At 65.2% G+C, this 22,911-nt stretch carries 19 protein-coding genes; 14 read left to right on the forward strand and 5 right to left on the reverse strand.

Annotated features, from left to right (window positions below; all coding sequences use genetic code 11):
• Positions 1–154: 154 nt before the first annotated feature.
• The 6 genes from ilvA to O4220_RS19365 all read left to right on the forward strand — a co-directional run bounded on the left by ilvA (position 155) and on the right by O4220_RS19365 (position 8,460).
• On the forward strand, positions 155–1,318 hold the full coding sequence (ilvA, locus tag O4220_RS19340) for a threonine ammonia-lyase (RefSeq protein ID WP_269607270.1): 1,164 nt from the start codon (positions 155–157) through the stop codon (positions 1,316–1,318).
• A 55-nt stretch (positions 1,319–1,373) separates the two neighbouring features.
• A complete protein-coding gene (locus tag O4220_RS19345) occupies positions 1,374–2,630 on the forward strand; it encodes a PQQ-binding-like beta-propeller repeat protein (protein ID WP_269607101.1) in 1,257 nt (418 codons plus the stop codon).
• A gap of 74 nt (positions 2,631–2,704) precedes the next feature.
• Positions 2,705–5,839: an arabinosyltransferase domain-containing protein gene (locus tag O4220_RS19350; RefSeq protein ID WP_269607103.1), complete on the forward strand. Its 3,135-nt coding sequence runs from the start codon at positions 2,705–2,707 to the stop codon at positions 5,837–5,839.
• 55 nt (positions 5,840–5,894) lie between these two features.
• The gene (locus O4220_RS19355) at positions 5,895–6,863 is read left to right on the forward strand and encodes an ATP-binding cassette domain-containing protein (protein ID WP_269607104.1); all 969 of its coding nucleotides are present in this window, start codon (positions 5,895–5,897) and stop codon (positions 6,861–6,863) included.
• Positions 6,860–7,654, forward strand: coding sequence for an ABC transporter permease (locus O4220_RS19360; protein WP_032380514.1), 795 nt, complete (start codon positions 6,860–6,862; stop codon positions 7,652–7,654). Before O4220_RS19355 ends, O4220_RS19360 begins: the two co-directional genes overlap by 4 nt.
• The gene (locus O4220_RS19365; protein WP_269607106.1) at positions 7,654–8,460 is read left to right on the forward strand and encodes an endo alpha-1,4 polygalactosaminidase; all 807 of its coding nucleotides are present in this window, start codon (positions 7,654–7,656) and stop codon (positions 8,458–8,460) included. Before O4220_RS19360 ends, O4220_RS19365 begins: the two co-directional genes overlap by 1 nt.
• A 68-nt stretch (positions 8,461–8,528) precedes the next feature.
• Here the strand turns inward: O4220_RS19365 and greA are convergent, their stop codons facing one another.
• Positions 8,529–9,023: a transcription elongation factor GreA gene (gene greA, locus O4220_RS19370; RefSeq protein ID WP_027498150.1), complete on the reverse strand. Its 495-nt coding sequence runs from the start codon at positions 9,021–9,023 to the stop codon at positions 8,529–8,531.
• 224 nt (positions 9,024–9,247) lie between these two features.
• A complete protein-coding gene (locus O4220_RS19375; RefSeq protein WP_032380516.1) occupies positions 9,248–9,688 on the reverse strand; it encodes a DUF4307 domain-containing protein in 441 nt (146 codons plus the stop codon).
• Positions 9,689–9,791: 103 nt separating this feature from the next.
• Between O4220_RS19375 and mca the strand changes: the two genes are divergently transcribed.
• The 4 genes from mca to O4220_RS19395 all read left to right on the forward strand — a co-directional run bounded on the left by mca (position 9,792) and on the right by O4220_RS19395 (position 13,996).
• Positions 9,792–10,667, forward strand: a complete 876-nt coding sequence (gene mca, locus O4220_RS19380; RefSeq protein ID WP_170944756.1) for a mycothiol conjugate amidase Mca — start codon at positions 9,792–9,794, stop codon at positions 10,665–10,667.
• Positions 10,664–10,936: a hypothetical protein gene (locus O4220_RS19385; RefSeq protein ID WP_032401989.1), complete on the forward strand. Its 273-nt coding sequence runs from the start codon at positions 10,664–10,666 to the stop codon at positions 10,934–10,936. The genes mca and O4220_RS19385 overlap by 4 nt, the downstream gene beginning before the upstream one ends.
• Positions 10,936–12,960 carry a thioredoxin domain-containing protein gene (locus O4220_RS19390; protein WP_269607110.1) on the forward strand — a complete coding sequence of 675 codons (2,025 nt, stop codon included), beginning with the start codon at positions 10,936–10,938 and terminating at the stop codon, positions 12,958–12,960. Before O4220_RS19385 ends, O4220_RS19390 begins: the two co-directional genes overlap by 1 nt.
• A 97-nt stretch (positions 12,961–13,057) precedes the next feature.
• Positions 13,058–13,996 (forward strand): GGDEF domain-containing protein, encoded by a 939-nt coding sequence (locus tag O4220_RS19395; RefSeq protein ID WP_269607111.1) that lies wholly within the window; start codon positions 13,058–13,060, stop codon positions 13,994–13,996.
• 7 nt (positions 13,997–14,003) lie between these two features.
• Here the strand turns inward: O4220_RS19395 and trhA are convergent, their stop codons facing one another.
• Positions 14,004–14,669 carry a PAQR family membrane homeostasis protein TrhA gene (gene trhA / locus O4220_RS19400; protein ID WP_269607112.1) on the reverse strand — a complete coding sequence of 222 codons (666 nt, stop codon included), beginning with the start codon at positions 14,667–14,669 and terminating at the stop codon, positions 14,004–14,006.
• A 132-nt stretch (positions 14,670–14,801) separates the two neighbouring features.
• Here trhA and O4220_RS19405 point away from each other — a divergent pair, with 132 nt between their 5' ends.
• Positions 14,802–15,584, forward strand: a complete 783-nt coding sequence (locus tag O4220_RS19405; protein WP_057475303.1) for an isoprenyl transferase — start codon at positions 14,802–14,804, stop codon at positions 15,582–15,584.
• 128 nt (positions 15,585–15,712) lie between these two features.
• On the forward strand, positions 15,713–16,483 hold the full coding sequence (locus tag O4220_RS19410; protein ID WP_269607114.1) for an AfsR/SARP family transcriptional regulator: 771 nt from the start codon (positions 15,713–15,715) through the stop codon (positions 16,481–16,483).
• Here the strand turns inward: O4220_RS19410 and O4220_RS19415 are convergent.
• Positions 16,452–19,106, reverse strand: coding sequence for a helix-turn-helix transcriptional regulator (locus tag O4220_RS19415; RefSeq protein ID WP_269607115.1), 2,655 nt, complete (start codon positions 19,104–19,106; stop codon positions 16,452–16,454). The two genes, O4220_RS19410 and O4220_RS19415, sit on opposite strands and share 32 nt — an antisense overlap.
• Positions 19,107–19,120: 14 nt before the next feature.
• Positions 19,121–20,056, reverse strand: a complete 936-nt coding sequence (coaA, locus tag O4220_RS19420; protein WP_176457345.1) for a type I pantothenate kinase — start codon at positions 20,054–20,056, stop codon at positions 19,121–19,123.
• 153 nt (positions 20,057–20,209) lie between these two features.
• On the opposite strand from coaA, the gene O4220_RS19425 reads away from it, so the two are divergent.
• A complete protein-coding gene (locus tag O4220_RS19425; RefSeq protein ID WP_269607116.1) occupies positions 20,210–21,406 on the forward strand; it encodes a DUF885 domain-containing protein in 1,197 nt (398 codons plus the stop codon).
• A gap of 58 nt (positions 21,407–21,464) precedes the next feature.
• Positions 21,465–22,748: a serine hydroxymethyltransferase gene (gene glyA / locus O4220_RS19430; protein WP_269607117.1), complete on the forward strand. Its 1,284-nt coding sequence runs from the start codon at positions 21,465–21,467 to the stop codon at positions 22,746–22,748.
• Positions 22,749–22,911 lie beyond the last annotated feature (163 nt).

Genomic DNA, 22,911 nt, shown 5'->3' on the forward strand with positions numbered 1-22,911 from the left:
GCTCTGGTGCGGCTCGCGCTCCACAACTGTAGTGACGACCGACGTCGGATGCCGTCATGGGAGTAATTGTTCCTGGCATACTGCGACTGTGTCGGAAATTGTGCGGGTGACCGCGTCGGATATTGCCTCGGCCGAGGAGCTGCTGGAACCGGTCATGCGCCGGACTCCGGTGGTGGCCTCGCGGATTCTGTCGGATCTGACCGGCCACGAGGTGCGCCTCAAGTGCGAGAACTTGCAGCGAACCGGATCGTTCAAGCCACGCGGGGCGTACAACCGCATAGCCAAGCTCGACGCTGAACAGCGCGCCCACGGGGTGGTCGCGGCCAGCGCCGGCAACCACGCTCAGGGTGTCGCGTGGGCCGCGTCGCAGGTGGGAATCGAGTCCACGGTGTTCATGCCGGTAGGCGTGTCGCTGCCGAAGCTGGTGGCCACCAAGGCATACGGGGCGACGGTGCATCTGGTGGGCAACACCGTGGACGAGGCGCTGAAGTCGGCGCGGGAATTCGCCGAACGTACCGGCGCGACCCTCATTCATCCGTTCGATCATCTCGACATCGTCGCCGGGCAGGCAACGCTCGGTACCGAACTGCTGCAGCAGATGCCGGACGTCGGCACCATCGTGATCCCCACCGGCGGCGGGGGACTGCTGGCCGGTGTCGCCGCGGCGGTCAAGCTGACCAAGCCCGACATCAGGATCGTCGGGGTGCAGGCAGAAGGCGCTGCTGCCTGGCCCGCGTCGCTGAAGGCGGGACACCCGATCGCGCTGAAATCGATGTCGACGATGGCCGACGGCATCGCGATCGGCCTGCCCGGATCGGTGCCGTTCGATCATGTGCAGGGCTTGGTCGACGACGTCGTCACCGTCAGCGAGGACGCTCTGTCGCGGGCGCTGGTGCTGTGCATCGAGCGCGCCAAACTCATCGTCGAACCAGCGGGCGCAGCCGCAGTGGCGGCGCTGATGACGCACTCGGCCGACGAGCTCGGTTTGACCGGCTCGGTGTGTGCCATCCTCTCCGGCGGAAACATCGATCCGCTGCTGCTCACCCACGTCATCACCCACGGTCTCCGGGCGGGTGGACGTTATCTCGCTGTGCGCGTGACCATTTCGGACCGACCGGGCGGGCTCACCGGAGTGCTCGGGGTGGTGCGCGACGCCGGCGCAAGTGTGGTCGACGTCGTCCACTCCCGCACGGGTGGCCGGCTCGGCCTCGAGGAAGTCGACGTGATGTTGACCGTCGAGACACGCGGACCGGATCACCGAGGCTCGGTGCTCGACGCCCTGGGCGCAGCGGGATATGCGGTCAGTGTCGAGAACTGAGGGCAGATCAGGCTCGTTCATCTGCGCTCTCTTCACGGCATCGCTGGTTCTCGTCGTGTCTGCATGCTCGGCCGACGTAGAAGAGCCACCTGCTCGTGACTTGCGCATCGCATCAGGCGGATTGGCGAGTCGGCCGAGTTCGGTGTGGACAGTCGACACCGCGAACGTCGGCGACTCAGAGCATCGATCGGCGTTCTATCTGCCGTCGGTGCCAGGTGACGATGCCCCGATTCTGGTCGGCGCTGCCACTGGCGGTTACGGGGTGGGCGACGTCGGTGTCGTTGTCGCTGCGCTCGACCCCAGCTCGGCAACCCAGCTGTGGAGAGCAGACCTCGGCGTCGTCCGGCAGTGCGCAGAGACGATCGACGACGTCGTTCTTGCTTGTTATGGAGACGACCGGGTCGTATACCTCGACGTGACGAACGGTTCCATTCTGGGCGACCTCGATCCGGACCCGGATTTTCCGGTGTATCACGTGCGCGTTGCTGCAGGAGTCGCGTATGTGTCCACCCGCAGTGCGGACATGTTCTCGGCGAGATTGTGGAGCGGTACGTTCACCGATCCGGGCCGCTACTGGAGGCGCGACGCGGCTACCCCCGTGTTGGGTGTGCCCGTGTCACCTGCGGTGTTACCCGACATCGGCGTTGCGACGCTGTACGCGCAAGGGACGTATTCGATACTCGACATCGATTCGGGCGCAGATCGATTCACGTTCAGCGGAGAGAGTCTCATGGCTTTGCGACACGACCTGTTCCTACAGTCGATCCGCAATGCCGACGGATCACGCACCGAGAGACTGCTGGACGGCGTAGGTTCCGTTCGCACCACCATCGAAGTCCCCACGTACGGCCACAGCTTTGATTACCCGGTCAGTAAGCGCGACAACGAGATTCCGCTGTTCCTCGGAGACGGTGCGTACGATTCCGAGACTGCCCGCGAGCTGTGGCGAAACCCGCACATGCTCGAATACGAGGTGAGTGGCGCCATCACGGCTGTTCTTGCGGTGGTCGGAAACACCGTCATCGTCGGCTCGTCGACTGATCGGACGTTGTCCGGAATAGATCTGGAGACCGGCGTGACGCGATGGGTGACCCCATGGCAGGACGCATATTGGGCGAAGGCAGGTGCGACGGACGGAGAGCACTACGTGTTCGGCGACTACACCGGTATGCACGGAATCCGTGCGTCGGACGGTGTGGTGCTGTGGTCGGTGCCATGGCCGGACGGAACCGATCCACGTGTGGTGTCGGTGGCCGAGACCGCCGGGGTGCTGTCGATCTCCGGCCCCGACGGTGTGACCTTGTGGCACTGACGGACCGGTCCACACAGGTGGCACTGGTACCTTGATCAGCGACCTGGACCAGGACATCAGTGGGAGATATTTGCATGGCTCGGCTCGTCGCGATCGTTTCCGCTGTCCTGGGAATTCTGCTGACGATCTCGATACCGCTGTTGCCGATCGAGCAGCAGCAGTCGTCGTTGACCTGGCCGCAGAGCGACACTGTCGGCAATGTCGAAGCTCCGCTCGTCGGCTACACGCCGATCAGCGTCGATGCGACCGTCCCGTGTGACGCCGCGGCCAGGCTTCCCAGCGGCGGGATGCTGCTGTCCACTTCGCCCAAGGGATCGCCCGACGCCTATCGATACGGTCTCGTCGCGGAAGTGACCGGCGGTGAGGCGTCGCAACTGAAAGTGACGCTGCGAGATTCGGTTCTCCTCGAGAAGCCGGTCTCGGAACTGAGCCCATCGACTGCGGGCGACTGCTCGCTGACGATCACCTCGAACGGCACTGCGACAACGGTCGGCCTGACCGGCGAAGACACCGTGACGCGCGACGGCGACGTCCGGCCACAGATGGTCGGCGTGTTCAGCGATCTTCAGGGGAGCATTCCCGGTCTGCAGCTGCAGGCCGAGCTGGACAGCCGCTTCTCCTCGACGCCGAGCATCCTGAAGTGGTTCGCGATGATCGTCGGAGTGCTCGCCACCCTCGTCTCGTTGGTGGCGCTGCACCGCCTGGACCTGTCCGACGGCCGGCGTGCCCGACGGTTCCTACCGCGTCGCTGGTGGACTTTCGGGCTGGTCGACGCGGTGGTGATCGGAACGCTGTTGGTGTGGCACGTCATCGGCGCGAACACTTCCGACGACGGTTATCAACTCGGCATGGCCCGCACGGCCGATCATGCCGGATACATGGCCAACTACTTCCGGTACTTCGGTGTGCCCGAGACACCGTTCGGCACGCCGTTGTACGACATGTTCACCCTCCTCTCACACGTCTCGACCGCCAGTGTCTGGATGCGGTTGCCCACGCTGATCTGTGCCGTCGTGGCGTGGCTCGTCATCAGTCGTGAGGTGATCCCACGGTTCGGTGCCGCCGCTCGTGCGTCGAAGACTGCCCTGTGGACCGGTGGTCTGGTACTGCTCGCGTTCTGGTTGCCGTACAACAACGGCCTGCGACCGGAACCGTTCGTGGCCATCGGCGTGCTGCTGACGTGGTGCTCGGTGGAGCGATCCATAGCGACCCGCAGGTTGCTGCCCGCAGCGGCGGCAATTCTGATCGCGGCACTGACAGTCACGTGCGCCCCGTCCGGATTCATCTGCTTCGCGCCGCTGATCGCCGGAGCCCGACCGGTTCTGCAGATCGTCGTGGCCCGCGCTCGCGAGTTCGGCAGTGCTGCACTGGGCGTCGCCCTGACACTGCTGGCCCCGTTGGTGGCGTCGGGCACGGTGGTACTGGTGTTCGCCTTCGGCAACCAGACCGTGGCGGGCATGCTCGAGATGCAACGCGTGCACACTGTGGCCGGGCCGAGTCAGGCCTGGTTCGACGAATATCTGCGCTACCAGTGGTTGATGAACATGGACATCGACGGCTCGCTCGCGCGCCGGTTCGGGGTGTTCGTCATGATCGTCTCGCTGATCACGGTAGTTGTCGCGATGCTGCGCAAGGGCGGCAAGATCCCCGGCACCGCAACCGGTCCCGCGCGTCGGATCGTCGGTATCACCGTCGGGTCCATGGCGCTGATGATGATCACCCCGACCAAGTGGACTCACCATTTCGGAGTGTTCGCCGGTCTCGCCGCCTCGGTTGCGGTCCTGGCGGCCGTGGCGACCGGCGCGGCAGTGCTGCGCTCGCGGCGCAATCGACTGTTGTTCGCCGCAGCGGTGTCCTTCCTGCTGGCCGTCGCGTTCACCGGAACCAATGGCTACTGGTACGTCTCGGCCTGGGGAGTTCCGTTCTGGGACAAGCCGATTCTGGTCGCGGGCCTGGGCATCTCGACGATGTTCCTCGGACTGACGCTGGTGTTGTTGCTCGCGGCCGTGTGGTTCCACCTCCGCGCGCCGTACGTACGCACCGACAAGCCCTTGGCGCGGTGGTGGTCGGTCCCGCCGATCGCCGTTGCGGCCGCATTGATGGTGCTACTGGCCGTGGCATCGATGGCCAAGGGCGCTGTGGCGCAGTGGCCGTCGTACTCGATTGCGAAATCGAACGTCTCGGCGCTGGCCGGAAACACGTGCGGTTTGGCCAACGACGTACTGCTCGAAACCGACCCCAACGCTGATGTGCTGCAACCGGTCAGCGGCGATGCATTCGTCGCGCTGGGTGCCGAGAACGACGGGTTCACCCCCGACGGCGTGGCGCGCGACCTCACCGCGGACAAGGAGGCCTCGGCGTCGGGGACCTCGAACACCGTCGATACCGAGGACCAACAGCAGTCGACGTCGACCACCGGAGCCGGAACCGGCGGCAGCGCACTTCCGTTCGGCTTGGACCCGGCAACCGTTCCGGTGCTCGGATCGTTCGGATCCGATACCCCTGCCACGTTGACCACCGGCTGGTACGCGCTGCCCACAGATCCGGGTGACCTGATCTCCATCGCCGCGGCCGGACGCATCCGCTCGGTGAACTCCGACGGCATCGTCACGTACGGCCAGAGCCTCGAGCTGGAGTACGGAGTCGACGGTCGCGCACAGGGTCGGGTGACGCCGATCGATATCGGCCCGACGCCGTCGTGGCGCAACCTGCGAGTTCCCATGGACCAGATTCCAGCCGGTGCCAATACGATTCGCCTGGTGCTCTCCGACACCGATCGCGATCCCGACCAGTGGCTCGCGATCACCCCGCCGCGAGTACCGCGCACCCAGACGCTGAACGAGGTCGTCGGCCGGGAGACTCCCGTGCTGCTGGACTGGGAGGTCGGCTTCAACTTCCCGTGCCAGCATCCGTTCGACCACCGCGTCGGCGTCGCCGAGGTGCCGGGCTACCGGGTGCTCCCCGACCGCAGCGGTGCCGTCATCACCAATGCGTGGCAGGACCATTACGGTGGCGGGCCGCTCGGGTGGATCGACATCCTGGCCTCGGCCCGCACGATTCCGTCCTATCTGTCCGGCGACTGGGATCGAGACTGGGGGTCGATCGAGCAGTACACGCCCTACGACGAGACGGCGGAGCCGGCGCAGATCACCGCCACCGAGGTCCAGCGTTCGGGCCTGTGGACGCCCGGTCCGATAGAAACCGGTTAATCTCTACGCGTTCGGAAGTCCTTATACCGACAGCGGAAGAAACGGGGACAGGGCCATGGCGAACGCTATAGAAGTAGAGAACCTGGTACTTCGGTACGGGAAGAACGTCGCGCTGGGTGGGATCGACTTCACCGTTCCCGAGGGCACGGTGCTGGGTGTACTCGGCCCCAACGGTGCCGGCAAGACGACGGCTGTCCGCATTCTCGCCACGCTGCTGAAGGCGACGTCCGGTTCGGCGAAGATCTTCGGTCTCGACGTGCTGAAGCAGGCAAACGAGGTTCGGGGCACGATCGGATTGACCGGCCAGTTCGCGGCCGTGGACGAGTATCTGACCGGCTACGAGAATCTCGAGATGGTCGGCCGGCTGTTCGGCCTACGCAAGGCGGAGGCGAAAAAGCGGGCAGGTGAACTACTCGAGCGGTTCGACCTGGAGTACGCGCGCGATCGCACTGCCAAGCAGTACTCCGGCGGTATGCGTCGTCGACTCGACATCGCGGCCAGTTTGATCGGACGACCACGGGTGGTGTTCCTCGACGAACCCACCACCGGCCTCGATCCGCGCAGCCGAATCACCATGTGGGAGTTCATCGCAGACCTCGTGCGCGACGGAACGACCATCTTGTTGACCACGCAGTACCTCGAAGAGGCCGATCGGCTGGCCGATTCGATCATCGTGCTGAACAAGGGCAAGATCATCGCCCGCGGCACAGCTGACGAGCTCAAAGCCCAAACAGGCGGCGAGCGAGTCGAATTCGTGCTCACCGACCGATCTCAGGCCGATCGTGCCAAGGAGATCCTGACACCGCTCGGCGTGGAGCCGCCCACCCTGGACGAGCAGGTGGGTCGCATCGTCATGCCGGTCAACGGCGGATCCAAGGATCTTTCCTCGGCGTTGAGCCATCTCGAAGCAGCGGGGATCGGGGTCGTCGACGTCGGTCTGCGACGGCCGAACCTCGACGATGTGTTCCTGTCTCTGACCGGTCAGACGACCGGCGAGCCCGAGGCTGCGGAGGAAGAGAAATGAGCAACGTTCTCCTGGATTCGGCAATCATCACCAAACGAAACCTGATCAAGCTCAAGCGAGTTCCCGATCTGCTGTTCTTCGCGACGCTGTCACCGATCATGTTCGTGCTGTTGTTCGCGTACGTCTTCGGCAGTGCGATCGACGTGCCCGGCATCGACTACAAGAGCTTCCTGATGGGCGGCATCTTCGTCCAGACCATGATCTTCGGTGCGTCGATCACCGGATCCTCCCTGGCCGAGGATCTGCAGAAGGGTGTGATGGACCGCTTCCGGTCGTTGCCCATGGCGCGGTCGGCCGTGGTCATCGGACGCACGGCCGCCGACGTCGGCAACAACATCGTCACCATCACGATCATGTCGATCACCGGACTCATCGTGGGCTGGCGCATCACGTCGTCGTTCTTCGACGCCCTGCTGGGTTACGTGCTGCTGCTGTTGTTCGCGTACTCGATCTCGTGGGTGATGGCTCTGGTGGGGTTGATCGTGCGCTCCCCGGAGATCTTCAACAACGCGTCGTTCATCGTGATCTTCCCGTTGACGTTCATCGCCAACACCTTCGTCCCGATCGACAATTTCCCGAGCGTGCTCAAGACGATCGCGGAATGGAATCCGATTTCCTCGGTGACGTTGGCGGTACGTGAGCAATTCGGCAACACCAATCCGATGGCACCGCCGCCAGAGGTGTGGCCACTGCAGAATCCAGTGCTCTACACCCTGATCTGGGTTGTGGTGATGCTCGTGGTGTTCGTGCCGCTGTCGGTACGCAAGTACCAGAAAACGATGACCGCCTGATGCGTACTGCGGCGGCGGGAGCATGCCTGCTGGCCGCCGCGGTAGCGCTCGGGGGATGCAGTTCCGACCCGACACAGACCGACCCGACACAGACCGACCCGGTACAGAACGAGCGATTCGATTACCAACTCGGCGCGGCGTACGACGTGCCCGGCGGTCTCGACACCGTCGTGCGCGATTCGACCGCCGAGCCGCTGCCCGGCGCACTGTCGATCTGCTACGTCAACGGTCTTCAGACTCAGCCCGGAGCCGAGTGGAATCCGGACCTACTGCTGCGCGATGCGGGCGGCGAGCTCGTGGTCGATCCGGACTGGCCCGACGAGCACATCCTCGACCCGGGTACACCCGAGAAGCGTGCGGCGATCGACGCGGTGATCGGGCCGATCATCGAAGGCTGCGCCGCACGGGGATTCGACGCCGTCGAAATCGACAACCTCGACAGCTGGACTCGGTTCCCGGATTCGATCGACGAGGATTCGGTACTCGCACTGGCGCGCCTGTACGCAGACCGTGCCCATGCGTCGGGCATCGAGATCGCGCAGAAGAACACCCCGGACGGAGCCGGTCGGATGAGGGACGACGTCGGATTCGATTTCGCCGTCGCCGAGGAGTGTCTCGCCTACGACGAATGTGGCTCCTACACTTCGGCATACGGAGCACGGGTGTACGACATCGAGTACACCGACAACCTCCCGGAGCCGTTCGATCGGCTGTGTGCCCGACAGGATCGGCCGTCCGTCACGATTCTGCGAGATCGAGGCCTGGTGTCCCCGTCAAATGCGGCGTACGTGTACGAACAGTGTTGAACCGCCCAGACGAGTGCACCCCCGGTCGCCGAGCGACCGGGGGTGCAGCACATCTTCGGTGAGCAGGCTCAGGTGTGGTACGGCTCCGCGCTCACGAGCGTGACCTTCATGGTCTTGCCGTTGGGCAGTGTGTACTCACGGGTGTCGCCGACCTTGGCGTCGATGAGCGATCCGCCCAGCGGCGACGCGGGGGAGTACACCTCGAGCTTGCTGTCGCGGGCACCTTCCTCGCGGGTGGCGATGAGGAACGTCTCGGTGTCGGACTCGTCGCCGTCGTAGTAGACCTTGACGACGGATCCGGGCAGTGCCACGCCGGACTGGGTGGGCGCTTCGCCGACCTTCGCGTTGTTGAGCAGTTCCTGCAGCTGGCGAATGCGTGCTTCCTGCTGGCCCTGCTCCTCGCGCGCAGCGTGGTAGCCGCCGTTCTCCTTCAGATCGCCCTCTTCGCGACGCTCGTTGATCTCGGCGGCGATGACGGGGCGATTGGAAATGAGCTGGTCGAGTTCGCTCTTGAGCCTGTCGTGTGATTCCTGGGTCAGCCAGGTCACCTGGGTCTCGGTCATCTCGATCACTCCCTCGTAGTCGGAATCTCGATATCGATTCCGTTTTCTGAGCAGGTAGGGCACGCAACGAACAGGGGACTCCAATGGTTGGATCCCCTTGGTCGGCCCGCATCCTGGAGCCGTCGTCATCGTTCGCAGGTGAACCCTGCCCGCAATGCAGCAATACACGGCACCTGTTACGGCGGCCGTGTATGTGCCGAGCTTACCACGAACAGGTAGTTCGCCTATCGGGCTCGTAAATATTCGGGAACATCGAGGCTGCAGCCGTACACGTCACCGACCGCGGGGTCGGACGACGTCGTCACCTCGGTGGTCAGCTCGACGGTGCCGGACGAAGACTCCGGTGGGATGTACACCTCACGCCTGCCGGTCTCGGAACCGTCGCGGGAGCGGACACGGACGATGCACACGGCCGGTTGCTCGGGATCCTGTCGGGTGACGCTGAAACGGATGGACATCGTGGAGTCGTCGACGATGTCGAACGACAGCTGGCTGCCTTCGATGGGTTTGACCGAGAACTTGGAGTACGCGTAGTAGGCCACGCCCAGTCCGACCAGCAGAACCAGGGCCACCAGTGCGATCTTCGTCGCACGTTTCGGGGCCTGCCGAATTCCGCTGGGACCGGAACCCGACGGGTACCTACCTGCGGGAAGTGCGTTGGTCATGGCCGCTCTCGGGGTCGATTCGGGGGTGCCGCTGGGGGCCTGTCGGCGTCAGGTGGAACTATAGGGCAGGCAAGAACCAGGCGAATCCGAGGTGAGGAAGAACGTGTCCGGACTGCGGCTCATGGCAGTACATGCCCATCCCGACGACGAGTCCAGCAAAGGTGCTGCGACGACGGCTCGCTACGCGGCCGAAGGACACGACGTACTGGTCGTCACCCTCACCGGTGGCGAGCGGGGCGACATTCTCAATCCAGCGATGGACATTCCGGGAGTGCACGAGCGTATCCACGAGGTTCGGCGCGAAGAGATGGCCGAGGCCGCTCGCATCCTCGGTGTCCAGCAGACCTGGCTCGGCTTCGAGGACTCAGGACTGCCCGAGGGCGACCCGCTACCACCTCTTCCGGAGGGCTGCTTCGCGCTGGTGCCGTTGGAGGTCTCCACCGAAGCGCTGGTCAAGGTGGTTCGCGAGTTCAAGCCGCACGTCATCACCACCTACGACGAGCGTGGCGGTTACCCGCATCCCGATCACATCCGCTGCCACGAGGTCTCGATGGCCGCGTGGGAGGCCGCGGGCGATCCCGAACGCTTCCCCGACGCGGGTGAGCCCTGGACTCCGCTCAAGCTGTACTACTCCCACGGGTTCATCCGTAAGCGCATGCAGCTGTTCCACGATTGGTTCATCGACCGCGGTGAAGAGAGCCCGTTCGTCGACTGGCTGAAGCGATGGGACGGCCAGCGCGACGAGATCATCGGCCGCATCACCACCCAGGTGACCGTCGGTGATTACTTCGAGCAACGCGACGACGCCCTCCGCGCGCACGCGACACAGATCGATCCCAATGGATCGTTCTTCGCGGTGCCGCTGGACGTCCAGCGCAAATTGTGGCCCACCGAGGAATTCGAGCTGGCTCGCACCCGGGTGGCGACCTCGCTGCCCGAGACGGACCTGTTCGCCGGAATCGAAGAGACCGACCGGTGATCGTCTCGATTCTCGCCCAGCAGCCCACCGGCCCCGAGTTCGGTAAGTCGTCGCCGATCGGGTTGGTGATCCTGGTGGCGTTGCTGGTCGGAACAGCCCTGCTGATCTGGTCCATGAACAAGAAGATCAAGCGTCTGCCCGCCACGTTCGAGAAAGAGGATCCGACGTTGGATCAGGCGCTCGACGAGGGCACCGACCGCGGCGGAATCGCCACCACCACCCCGCCGGAACAGAGTCCGGCAAAACCTGCCGCAACCGACGAGACCTGATGCTCGACGCCACGGTCCTGAACACCAATGCGCTGGACGAGTCCACCAGTCCGTATCTGCGGCAACATGCGGACAACCCGGTGCACTGGCAGCAGTGGGGACCGCAGGCTCTGCAGTCCGCACGCGATCGCGACGTTCCGATCTTGCTGTCGATCGGCTATTCCGCGTGCCATTGGTGCCACGTCATGGCCCACGAGTCGTTCGAGGACGAGACCACCGCGGCGCTGATGAACGAGAATTTCGTGTGCATCAAGGTCGACCGCGAGGAAAGACCGGACCTCGATTCGGTGTACATGAACGCCACCGTCGCGATGACCGGTCAGGGCGGGTGGCCGATGACCTGCTTCCTCACCCCCGAGACCGAACCGTTCTACTGCGGCACCTACTACCCACCGACCCCGCGGCAGGGAATGCCGTCGTTCGAGCAGCTGCTCACCGCAATTGCGGACACCTGGTCGACCCGCCGACAAGACGTGTTCGACGCGTCCGCGGCGATCGTCACCGAACTGCGTAAGCAGAGCGCCGGAATTCCGGCCGGCGGACGGCCGATCGACGCCGATTTTCTGGCCGCGTCCGTCGCAGCGATCTGCGCCGACGAAGACACGACCTTCGGGGGCTTCGGCCAGGCGCCGAAGTTTCCGCCGGGCGCACTGCTCGAGGGTCTGCTCCGGCACTACGAGCGCACCGGCAACGGTGAGGTTCTCGACGTGGTTCGACGCACCGCGTCGGCGATGGCGCGCGGGGGCATCTACGACCAACTCGGCGGCGGGTTCGCGCGCTACTCCGTCGATGCCGAGTGGATCGTCCCGCATTTCGAGAAGATGCTCTACGACAACGCATTGCTGCTCAGGTTCTACGCGCACGCGTCCCGGGTCGACGACGATCCTCTGATTCGGCGGGTGGCGTCGGACACTGCGGAGTTCATGCTCCGTGAATTGCGCACGGCCAACGGCTGTTTCGCGTCGGCGCTCGATGCCGATACCGAGGGCGTCGAGGGCCTGACCTACGCCTGGACGCCGGAGCAATTGATCGAGACTCTCGGCTTCGAGGATGGGGTGTGGGCTGCGGGGCTGTTCGCAGTGAATTCGGCAGGCACGTTCGAAGCAGGCATGTCGGTATTGCAACTGCCCGCCGAACCCGAGGACTACGACCGGTTCGCCCGGGTACGTCGGGCGCTGTCCGACGCTCGCGCCATCCGGCCGCAGCCCGGCCGCGACGACAAGGTGGTCACCGCGTGGAACGGGTTGGCGATCACCGCGCTGGTCGAGGCCGGAATCGGGTCGAACACGCCGAAGTGGGTGGACGCGGCGGTCGAATGCGGCGAGCAACTCTTCGCCGCGCACGTCGAATCGGGGCGGGTGCGTCGCGCATCTCTGGGTAGCGCGGTGGGGGACGCCACCGGAGTGCTCGAGGACTACGCGTGCCTCGCGGTTGCCGCGGCAGGGCTGTTCCAAGCCACCGGAGACTTGATATGGATCGAGCGCATGGTCTCGCTCCTCGATGCGGCGATCGAGCACTTCGCCGACCCGGACGACGCCGGCAGTTGGTTCGACACCGCCGACGACGCGGAGACGCTCGTGACCCGGCCCCGAGATCCCATCGACGGGGCAACCCCATCGGGAGCATCCACGATGGCAGAGGCGTTGCTCACAGCTGCGGCTCTGGTCGATCACACATCCTCGGCGCGGTACGGCGAACTGGCGGCAGCGTCGTTGGCGCGAGCGGCGTTGATCCTCGAGCGCGCGCCCAGGTCCGGTGGGCACTGGCTGGCGGTCGCAGAAGCGTCCGCATCCGGCCCGATCCAGATTGCGGTGTCGACCGCGCCGGGCGGCGACCTGACGTCCGCCGCCCGACGATTGGCACCGGGAGGCTCGGTTGTCGTTGCGGGCGAAACGGATTCGTCCGTATTGCTGATGGACCGTCCGCCCGTCGACGGCCTCGAAACGGCGTACGTGTGTCGCGGCTTCGTCTGCGACCGTCCTGTGACTTCCGCCGAAGATCTGTCGTTCGCATTGCAGAGCTGACGACGCTCGTCGATGCTTTTGCCCGAGAACAGTATTGTTGCGGGATCTTGTTCGGCCTGGGGCGGAAACTTCTATCAGTGGATCGATGGTGCGTGTCATGAGCGAAGGCGTCACCAGAAGCAGTGTCGTGAGCGACGGCACCCTCGACGAGGCGATCACCGACGAGCAGCGGGCGGCCGTGGCAGATTTTGTCGCGTCTGTCCCGATGGCGGCCATGGTCCACTCCATGCAGTACGAGGTGGTCGGTGCCAACACGCTGTGCGAAGAGGTACTCGACTGCCCGGTGGAGGGCATGCTCGGTCGACCCGTGGCCGATTTCGTACCTCTCGGGGATCGCGCGTCGGCCAAGCAGATGGCGGTGCAGCTCGAGCACCGTTTCCCCGCGGCCGGCTCATCCGATGCCGAGGGGCCGATCGGTGCCCTGCGTCGAGTACGGCGCAGCGATGGTGAGGTCGTCTCGTGCTGGATGCATGTGGGGATCTCGACCATCGCCGGTCGGCGGTTCATCGTCGCATTGCTCGACCTGGTCAATCCCGTCGTCGACGACACCGTGCACTGGCGCGATCGCGCCGAACGCGACGATCTGACCGGCCTGCTGCGGCGAGGGCCGCTGTTGGCCCACGTCGACGAATGGGCGGTGGCCGACAGTCCGGTTGCCTTGGTGTTCGTCGATGTCGATCGGTTGAAGTCGATCAACGACGCTCACGGTCATGCTGCCGGGGACGCTGTGCTCGAGGCCGCAGGTCGTCGACTGCAGCAGTGGTCGCCGCAAGGCAGCGTCGTCGGTCGATACGCGGGAGACGAGTTCGTGTTCGCGGTGACGGACGGGGTCGGCGGAAGTTCGTTCGACAGCGCGCGGCTCGCGGAGTCGGTCAGGGAGGCGATCTGCGGCGAGCCGGTGCCGTTCGGATCTCGATTGCTCGGGGTGTCGGTGAGCGTCGGTGTCGCGGTGCGAGAACCCGACGAATCGAGCGAGCGGCTCATCCAGCGGGCCGACGAACTGATGTACCGAGACAAGGCATCCGGACCCGCCTGACGGGTGCTCAGAACAAGACGAGCCATACGGCAACCAGGTGGCAGGTTGCCGCCAATACCGTTGCGGCATGGAAGAATTCGTGATGGCCGAAGGTCGTAGGCCATGGGTTCGGCCACTTGGTGGCGTACAGCACGGCTCCCACGCTGTAGAACACCCCGCCCACCAGCAGCAACAAGAACGGCGCGTAGCCGACATGGTCGATCAGTGTGGGGGCGACCGGTACGATCGCCCAGCCGAGGACCAGATACAGCGGTACGCCGACCCAGCGGGGAGCGGTGGGCCACAACATCTTCAGAGCCACTCCGGCGAAGGCCCCGAGCCACACGATGATCAGCAGTGTGCGTCCGGTCGAGGCGGGCAGGCCCAGCACGGCGAACGGGGTGTAGCTGCCGGCGATGAACAGGAAGATCATCGAATGATCGGCGCGCTTCATCCAGATCTGCGACGCCGTGGTTTTCCACGGGACGCGGTGGTACGTGGCACTGACCCCGAAAACTCCACAGACGGTGATGGCATACACGCCCGTCGCCAGCCCCGCGCTGACCGAGACCATGCTGAAGGCCAGCGTGACGAGTGTGATCGCACAGACCACCGCCACGCAGAACGCGTACAGGTGAATCCAACCGCGCATGCGAGGTTTGACGGGTATCTCGTCCAGCCCGAACATCGTCATCTCGATGACCTTTCCGTACCGCTGTCGAAAGCTACGCCACCGTAGGTTCAGACGCTACTGTACCGGCGGCCGGTTCACGGGTGTCGGCGTAAGGTGATCCTTCGTGGTGATGGGAGCAGTGGTGACGAAGCAGTGGTGATCATTCCGCAGAAGGTGCGCGGCGTTCTCTACAACGTCTACGAGCGGCGGCTGCTGAGCCAGCTCGAGGGCGTGCAGCATCCGCGACACGTGGCGGTGATGTGCGACGGCAATCGGCGTTGGGCGCGCGAGAACGGGTTCACCGATGTCGCACACGGCCATCGCATGGGGGCACTGAAGATCGCCGAGATGCTCGGCTGGTGCGATGCCGCCGGTATCGAGATGGCCACCATCTATCTGCTCTCGACCGAGAACCTGCGACGGGAAGCCGACGAACTCGATTCGTTGCTCGATATCATCACCGACGTCGTCGAGGAGATCTGCGGACCCGAGATGAACTGGGGCGTCAAACTCGTCGGCACCCTCGATCTGCTGCCTGCATCGACCTCCCGTCGGCTCAAGGAGGCGGCCGCTCTCACCGAGGGGCGGACCGGAACGCACGTCAACGTCGCGGTCGGATACGGCGGTCGGCAGGAAATTGCCGATGCAGTGCAATCCCTGGTCAGCGAGAAAATCGCCGAGGGTGTCACCGGAGACGAGCTGATCTCCTCCATCAATGTCGACGGCATCGACAGCCACCTCTACACCTCCGGCCAGCCCGATCCCGATCTCGTCATCCGTACCTCGGGCGAACAGCGTCTCTCCGGATTTCTGCTGTGGCAGAGCGCGTATTCGGAAATCTGGTTCACCGAGGCCTACTGGCCCGAATTCCGTCGCGTCGACTTCCTGCGCGCCCTGCGAGACTTCGCCGCCAGACACCGACGCTTCGGTATCTGACGTGCACAGGACCTCGTAGCCTGCTACGAACTTCCACTCACGACCTGGGTCGACGCACTACGTACTTATCGCTGTATTGCTACGTAATCTGTGGCGCGATCGGCGCGAGGCTCGGAAAATTTCCGATCGTGGACTACAACGTGCTCGGACCCATGGTGGTGCGCGACGGGATCGGCGTGAAAGCGCTCGGTGGACTCAAGCAGCGGGCCGTGCTGGCGGTGCTGCTCGTGGAAGCGGGGACCGTCGTCGAATTCGACCGGTTGATCGATCTCGTCTGGGAGCGTCGTCCGCCGGCCAAGGCGCTGACGTCGCTGCGTGCCTACGTGGCGAATCTGCGGCGAGTCCTCGGTGCGGACGACGGTGCCCGGCTCGTCACGACGTCCTGGGGTTACCGGTTGGACCTGGGTGTAGACCGACTCGATCTGCGCGAGTTCGAGATGCTCGCCGCCCGCGGTCGTGACGCTTTCGGCCGCGGCAGGTTCGCCGAGGCAGACGGGCAGTTCGGTCGTGCGCTGGCGTTGTGGAGAGGTCCCGCTTTCGTCGAGTTCGGTGATCTGGGCTTCGCTGTCGATGAGCGGGTGCATCTGGACGAGGTGCGCGCCGTGGTGCTGGAATCGGCATTCGAGGCCCGCCTACACCTCGGTCGACACGAGACGGTGATCGCCGATATCGAGCGCGCACTACGGGTCTCGCCGTTGCGCGAACACCTGTGGGGCCAGCTGATGATCGCCCTCGATCGGTCGCACCGGACGGCCGAGGCGGTCGTTGCCTTTCGGCGAGCCGAGGCGATTCTGCGGGCCGAACTCGGGGTGGCACCGTCGCGCTACCTGCTCGACATCGAGGCCTCTCTCTACACCGGCGGTTCGGTCAATCGAGCAGTGAGCCTCGTAGCGATGTGAGCTCGGCGCGGGTGCTGATGCCCAGCTTGCCGAAGATGCGATTGAGGTGGGTCTCGACGGTGCGGATCGACAGCACGACGGCGTCGGCGATATCGCGGTTCGACAGGCCGGATGCGGCAAGGGTCGCGATCTGACGTTCGCGGGTGGTCAGAGCTGCGTCTCGTGTTCCGCGCAGGAGCGGGGTGCTGGGATGTCCACACCGCTCGGTGAGCACGTGGCCCTGCCTTCCTGCGGTTGCGGCTGCGCGAGGGTTGCTGCGCAACAGAAGGTTTCGTGCGTGGAAGTACATCTCTGCGGCGTGCAGGTCCAGGCCGTGTTTCTCGGCGCTCGCAGCCACGGACACCGCCTGTTCGGCCACCACCTGCTCCGATACCGAACCGTCCGAACTGTCAGACTCGAGCGCTGTGGCGAGAACCTCGACCATGCGTACCTCGGTGCGGACCAGGTCGCCCTCGATCAAATTCGCCAGGGAGTGGACGGGGGCCAGCACCGCGGCCGCCGCACCACAGCGGGCGGCGTCGACGTAGGAGAACAGAGCGGGCAGATGATGGTCAATGATGGCGTGCGCCTCGGCCGAGGCGATGAGCAGCTCACGCGCCCGGTCGACGTCTCCGCGGGCCGCCGCAGCCCAGCCCAGTGCCGCGAGCCGTGTCCCGCGAGCTCCGAACAATGCAGGCGAGGCCGGGTTGTCGAGGTCAGCGGCCTCGATGACAGCAGATGCCTCCGCCGCGCGTCCGGCGAGTGCGAGCGCGCGGACCAGATCGCACGCCACCATCGGCTCCATCGACCGCTGTCCGAGCGTGCCCGCGAGTGTGAAGGCCTCCGAGCACCAGCGGATCGCGTCGGTCGCGTGGCCCTGCGAGAGCAACACACCTCCGCGGGCCCACCCGAACCACGCCTGCTGCAACGGCGAGAACTGTTCGACCGCTTCGTCGTACCGGTACCGAGCGAGTGCTGATGCCTCTTCGAAGTTGCCGGCACAGGCGATCGTGAAGCATCGCGTCAGATCCAGGACCGTTGCCGCTGGGTTGTCGGGCCCGGGCTGCACGCGGGCGAGCGCGGAGAACGCGGCCGACAACCGGCCGACGACGGTGGCACCGGCGGCAACGGCGAAACTGGCCGAGATCAGCGTCGCACCCTCCAGATCGTCCATCAGCGGCTCGAGCAGCGCCAGTGCGCCGGCAGTGTCGCCGATCGCATGCATCATCAGGCCACGCTGCGCGCGTAGTTGCGTTCGAATACCGGGGTCGACGATGGCGAGCTCGGTACTCGAGTTCAGGGCCAGCGCCCGCGTCGGATCCGCCAGCCTCAGCACCATGTTGTCGGTACACGCGCGCACCGCCGTCGCGCGGCGGATGTCGTTGTCGGACCCGCGTAGTAGCTCGTCGAGTCGATGCTGAGCGGATGCGGTCAGACCGAGCTGGCTCTCCGCCGTCGCAAGAATCAGCTGAGCATCGAACCCGCCGCCGGCCGCGGCAGCAGCCGAGGCCAGCTCGAGCGTCGTCTCGGGAGGAACGAAACGCCACGACAACCGGGCCGCCTCCACGGCCGTCTGCGCATCGAGCGCGACGCCGGCACGGATGCGCAGTAGTGCGGCGATGACGCGCTCGCGGGGGCCGAGGCCGTCGGTGGAGGCGTCGAGAGCGTCGGCTACCGTCAGGCTCAGACGTCGTCTGCGCAGCGTGGCCATGTCCTCGGTACGTACCTGCGCGGTGATCGGCGTCGCGAACGTCACCCGGTCGACGTTCTGCTCGGTGCGGACGGTGAGCACGCCGGCCGATTCGAGTTCCTCGATCAGACGCGGATCGATCACCGCGGCAGCGGCTCCGAACGCCAGGGAACCGGCCAGGGCGACGATGTCGAGCGCATCGGCGATCTCTGTTGCGGGTGCATAGTCGGCGAGTGCGACCACCTCGGCCAGATGATCGCGCACCACATCGGCCAGACCGGCGGAGACGGGCAGGGGAGAGGTGAGTCGCCATACACGCGACGAGACGGTCAGCGCCTGCCGCTCGACCGCGGTCGTCACCAGATCGCGCAGCACGACCAGATTTCCCGCGGACAATGCGGTGACGGCGAAAAGTGCCGCACTGTCCACTATCTCGTCATCCCGACGAAGCATGGACTCCATCAGGGATCGGCTCTGCTCGGGGGTGAGCGGCTCCAGATCGATGCGGTCGACCAGGCCGTCCTTCCACAGGCCGTCGAGCACCGGGGTGCGACGTCGGCCGGCACTGACACTGAGCAGAATGAACAGATCCTTCGAGCCGATGCGGCGGGCCAGGAGTTCGATGGTCGAATCGGCCAACCACTGGGCGTCGTCGATGACCACCACCGTGCGTCGGCCGCTGTGCGACTCGGCAAGAGCGGCCGCCAGCGCCCGGTCGGATTCGACGGGGACGAATCCGGTGCCGGTCGGCATCACCGTCACCACTCGGTGCGGATGCCAGCCGAGACGCACCAGCGACCGCACCGCCTCGGTCAGTAGTCGGGTGCGGCCGACTCCGGGCGCGGCTTTGACCGCCATTCCGCCGTACGTGCGGGCGGCATGCAGAATTCGCGCCGACTCGTCGTCTCGACCGATCAGCGGAACCTCGCCGATCGTGCGCTTTTCCAGCGTCATTGCTGGATTATGGTCTACAACTTCCGCAGGCGCAGCCGGTTGATCGCGTGGTCGTTGTCTTTGCGCAACACCATGGTCGCGCGCGGTCGCGTCGGCAGGATGTTCTCCACCAGATTCGGCAGGTTGATCGAATGCCACAGATCCTCGGCGGCGATCTGAGCGTGGTCGTCGGACAGACCGGCGTAATGGTGGAAATGCGAGGACGGATCGGTGAACGACGTCTTGCGCAACGCGAGAAAACGCTTGACGTACCAGCTCTCGATGTCCTCGATTCGAGCGTCGACGTAGATGGAGAAGTCGAACAGATCCGAGACCATCAACCGCGGCCCGGTCTGTAATACGTTGAGTCCCTCCACGATCAGAATGTCGGGCTGCCGGACCATGTGGTACTGGCCCTTGACGATGTCGTACGAGACGTGTGAATAGACCGGCGCGCCCACCTCTTCGGTCCCGGACTTGACTTCGGTGACGAACCTGAGCAGCTTGCGCCGGTCGTAGCTCTCGGGAAAACCCTTGCGGTGCAGGATTCCTCGACGCATGAGCTCGGCCGTCGGATACAGAAATCCGTCGGTGGTGACCAGGTCGACCCGCGGATGATGGTCCCATCGGGCCAGGAGTGCCTGCAGCACACGGGCTGTCGTCGACTTGCCGACGGCGACGCTGCCCGCGACACCGATGACGAAGGGGACCTGACGATCGGGATGCTTCTCGCCGAGGAACGTTGCAGTCGCGGCGAAAAGCCGCTGCCGGGCTGCGACCTGGAGGTGGATCAAACGCGCCAGGGGCAAGTAGACCTCGGCCACCTCGTCGAGGTCGATCTGTTCACCGAGACCGCGCAGCCCGATCAGTTCTTCCTCGGTGAGCACCAAGGGCGTGGATTGGCGCAGCGTGCGCCACTGCACACGGTCGAACTCGACGTACGGGCTGGACTCGCTCACGCACGGCTCCAACCACAGTCGTTCCGCAGGCTCCACTCTTGCCACATCGGAGATGCTGAGGGTCCGGCTGAGCTCCCGTGGAGCGCGAGTCGCATGGTTTCCGATTGTGCTCGGTGCCGGTGGATCGCGCACGGGCGGGGTCGTTCGCCGTACTAGGGTTCGGGTATGGATGCTGCTTCCCTGGTACGCGAATACCTGCTGCTCGGCCTCAGTTTCGACCGCCTCGAAGACGGCTTCGTCGACGCATACACGGGCGATCCGGAGTTGCGCAGAATCACCGAGAACGCCCCCGCGCCGGAGCCTCGCGAGCTCGTCCGTCGAGCGCAGACGCTGCGCGCAGAGCTCGGCAACGTCGATCTGACACCCGAGCGCACGACGTTCCTCGACGTCCACCTGCGTGCCCTCGAGTGTTCGGCGCGAAAGTTCGCCGGCGAGGACATCGGGTTCGTCGACGAGGTGGACGCCTACTTCGACGTCCGCATCGCCCCCGGCGATCAGGACCAGTACCTACAGGCTCACCGCAAGATGGACGAGGTTCTCGCCGGTCCCGGCTCGCTGAGCGAACGGTTGATCGCGCATCGCCGTGCCGACATCATTCCGGCCGACCGACTGCAGGACTGCGTCGAGGCGTTCTCGTCCGCTCTGCGAGACCGTGTGCGCGCCGAATACACGCTGCCCGACACCGAGAAAGTCACCTACGAGGTCGTCGGAGACAAGCCCTGGTCCGGCTTCAACTACTACCTCGGCAACTTCCAGTCCACCGTCGCGATCAACTCAGACATCGAGCAGCAGATGGCCAATCTGCCGCACCTGATCGCGCACGAGTCGTACCCCGGCCACCACACCGAGCACTGCCGCAAGGAGACCGGGCTCGTCGGCGCAGGGCAGCTCGAGCAGACGCTGTTCGTGGTCAACACTCCGCAGTGTCTGATGGCCGAGGGGCTGGCCGACCATGCTCTCGGCGCGATCGTCGGTGAAGGATGGGGCATGTGGGCGCAGGAGATCTACGCCGACCTCGGACTCCGCTTCGACGGCGAGAAGGCCGAGCGCCTGTCATCCGCGTCGAGTCAGCTGTTGGGAGTTCGCCAGGACGCCGCGCTATTGCTGCACGATCAGCACAGGAGCGAGGACGATGTGGCCGCCTACCTGGAGCGGTGGTCGTTGGCATCGCCTCAGCGCGCCCGGCACAGCCTGCGCTTTCTCTCCTCCCCGCTGTGGCGGGCGTACATCAGTACCTACGTCGAGGGCTACAAGCTGTTGGCCGGTTGGCTGGACCAGGGCACGACCGTCAGCGAGCGTGCACAACTGTTCGGCAGGCTCCTCGACGAGCCACTGACACCGGGCGCACTACGCGTCTCGTAAACTGGCCCAGTCCCGTACTGTGCTGCCCCCTTTCTGCTGTCCTTTGGAGACTCCTGTTATGACTGACGTCAACAACCTGTCACTGGCCGAACTCGATCCCGAGGTCGCCGAAGCGATGGCCGGTGAGCTGGGACGTCAGCGCGACACCCTGGAAATGATCGCGTCGGAGAACTTCGTCCCTCGTGCGGTGCTTCAGGCCCAGGGCAGCGTCCTGACCAACAAGTACGCCGAGGGCTACCCGGGCCGCCGCTACTACGGCGGTTGCGAGCACGTCGACATCGTCGAGGATCTCGCCCGCAATCGCGCCAAGGAACTCTTCGGTGCCGAGTTCGCCAACGTGCAGCCGCACGCCGGCGCGCAGGCCAACGCCGCGGTGCTGATGGCGCTGATCAACCCGGGCGACAAGATCATGGGCCTGGACCTGGCTCACGGCGGGCACCTCACGCACGGCATGAAGCTCAACTTCTCGGGCAAGCTCTACGAGGTCGAGTCCTACGGCGTCAGCAAAGAAGATCACCGCATCGACATGGACGAGGTGCGCAAGCAGGCCATCGCCGCGAAGCCTCAGGTGCTGATCGCAGGCTGGTCCGCCTACCCGCGCCATCAGGATTTTGCGGCCTTCCGGTCCATCGCCGACGAGGTCGGCGCACTGCTCTGGGTCGACATGGCGCACTTCGCCGGACTCGTCGCAGCAGGGGTACACCCCTCGCCCGTGCCGTACGCCGACGTCGTCTCCTCGACGGTGCACAAGACCCTCGGCGGACCGCGCTCCGGCATTATCCTGGCCAAGAAGGAATGGGCCAAGAAGCTCAACTCCGCAGTGTTCCCCGGACAGCAGGGCGGCCCGCTGATGCACGCGATCGCCGCCAAGGCCGTCGCCTTCAAAATCGCGGCCACGCCGGAGTTCAAGGAGCGTCAGGAGCGCACTCTGCTCGGTGCCTCGCTGCTCGCCGAGCGCCTCAGCGGAGCCGACGTCGCCGACAAGGGTGTCTCGGTCCTCACCGGCGGCACCGACGTCCACCTGGTACTCGTCGACCTGCGCAATTCCGAGCTCGACGGCCAGCAGGCCGAAGACCTCCTGCACGAGGTCGGCATCACCGTCAACCGCAACGCCGTGCCCTTCGACCCGCGCCCGCCGATGGTCACCTCCGGCCTGCGCATCGGCACCGGCGCTCTGGCCACCCGTGGCTTCGGCGAGGCCGAGTTCACCGAGGTCGCCGACATTATCGGTACCGCCCTCGCCACCGGTCAGGCCACCGACGCTCTGAAAGATCGCGTCGTGAAACTCGCGAAGAGCAAGCCTCTGTACGAGGGCCTCGAAGACTGGGGATTGCTGGGCTGACCCTGGCTCTCGCCCGCCCACCCCACCCCGCCCGCCCACTCCGGTCCGCGTTAATGGACCATTGCAACGCTCAGACGTGTGTGCACCGCTCCTTTCACACCCACCCCGGTCGGATCAATGTGGCTTTCAGTCAATCTGAGTGCAACAAAGCCACATTGATTCA

This window comes from Rhodococcus ruber, from assembly GCF_027270735.1.
Classification (GTDB): domain Bacteria; phylum Actinomycetota; class Actinomycetes; order Mycobacteriales; family Mycobacteriaceae; genus Rhodococcoides; species Rhodococcoides rubrum_A.